A 1,674-nucleotide genomic window follows, 5' to 3' on the forward strand; every position below is an offset into this window, starting at 1 on the left:
GACCAAAACCGGTTCAGTCAACACGGTGTTCATGTTTGGCCGTACCGACCACACGAACACTTAGTTATTGGCATTAGTTATTTTTGATAATCTTTTTAGTTATGATCTTACTGCCATTAATTTTTAATTGAATAAAATATACCCCGCTTTCAAATCTAGAAATGTTAATAGGTTCTTGTGAATAAGATGAATAAACCAATTGGCCATTAGTATTGTACAAATCTATTTTCTCTATTGTATTTTTGCCTGAACTTTTAATCGATAAATAATCAGAAACAGGGTTAGGGAAAATTGAGATATTAAGATCCGCTAGATTGCTTTCGTCAACACTTAATGAGCTAAAATCTACAATGCATAACCCATTTCTATAAGGTTTAGCACCACCAGTCCCATTATAGGCATGACGTTGAGTTAATGTGTTGTTATTTAAGTTCCACTCAACAAGTGAACCATTATTCGTGGATCTTCCTGAACAAGTAATATAAAGCCTGCCATTTGGAGAAAGAACAAAGGTTCCTAGAGGATCGATACCTTCAACATCTAGAATGTGCGGATGTTCTACGGCATCAGTTGATAAATTAATCGTATAAAAAGTCCCGGAATTTAGATTTAACCCTCCTTGCTGCTGTGTTGCAGAATACAACTTTCCATTATGTTCAACAAATCCTCCAGCGGGAATAAAACCTTCGACAGATAACCCACTGGTGAAAACGTGAAGCGTTTGGTATCCGCTACCATCCTTGTTGATTTTAAAAACATTCCCTTCGTCATAATTCCCACCACCTCTTGAAGCTCCATAAAGCATACCATTTGATGCTTCAAAAAGTGGATTGTTTATGGGTACATCGTACTCCGAAAGGGTACTGCCAGGTGGAAGAACCACTGATCCTAATGAATTATGAATTAATGTAAAGGTATTCAATGTTAAATCATACTTTATAATAGCAGCATGATTTGGTATCGACCTAACGGTAGCAAAATATATATTATTATCAGACGCTTGCATCAATTTGCTGTCTAAATACCCAAAAGCTGCATAGTCCAATGTATCCAAAATTGATAACGACCCAGTAGAAATTTCATATCTAATGAAAACATTGGCTTGTACGACGTTTGAGCCTAAATAAGTACTTGCGGCGTATAAATTTCCATTAGAAGCTAATAGAGGTGCATCATTAAATTCATACCCGAAAGGTTCTTCTGTATTGAAATACTTTATGACCTGCAAACTATTCGTTACAGGATCAAACTTATAAAATGAGCCTGATGGAGTACCTCCAGGATTTACCGCCTGGCCCTCGGCTGTAGTAAAACCATACATTTTACCATCTGGCCCTAAAGTGAGTCCTCCTCTTGGGTTTCCACCAGTTGATGTAGAGAAGTCAAACACTTTTTGGAAATTTTGCCCGTTCTCATCTACTCTGTAAATAGTTCCTAAGTTATTATCTCCACCTTCGAATGTAGTTCCATACATATAAGTTTGAGCTTGTGATTGAAACGTAATAACACTGAGGACTAAAAGTAAAATTTTTTTCATGTCTGTTTCTTTAATTGGTTGAAGATATAAAAATATGATTTTTTTTTAATTAATGCCAACGTGATTGTGTCGAGTAGACAAGGGGATTTTCACCCCGAGCCTCTCACAGAACCGTACGTGATAGTCTCCCATCATAC

General features: G+C 36.6%; 1 protein-coding gene. It reads right to left on the minus strand.

Features of this window, described 5'->3' with window-relative positions; translation table 11 throughout:
- Positions 1 to 73 precede the first annotated feature (73 nt).
- Positions 74 to 1,537, minus strand: coding sequence for a choice-of-anchor tandem repeat GloVer-containing protein (locus tag ABD792_RS17460; RefSeq protein WP_345007660.1), 1,464 nt, complete (start codon positions 1,535 to 1,537; stop codon positions 74 to 76).
- Positions 1,538 to 1,674 lie beyond the last annotated feature (137 nt).

Source organism: Snuella lapsa, from assembly GCF_039539345.1.
GTDB classification, from domain to species: Bacteria; Bacteroidota; Bacteroidia; order Flavobacteriales; family Flavobacteriaceae; genus Snuella; species Snuella lapsa.

Excerpts from the sequence above, each read along its gene's own strand:
- ABD792_RS17460 (WP_345007660.1), bottom strand. The coding sequence starts at position 1,537 with ATGAAAAAAATTTTACTTTTAGTCCTCAGTGTTATTACGTTTCAATCA.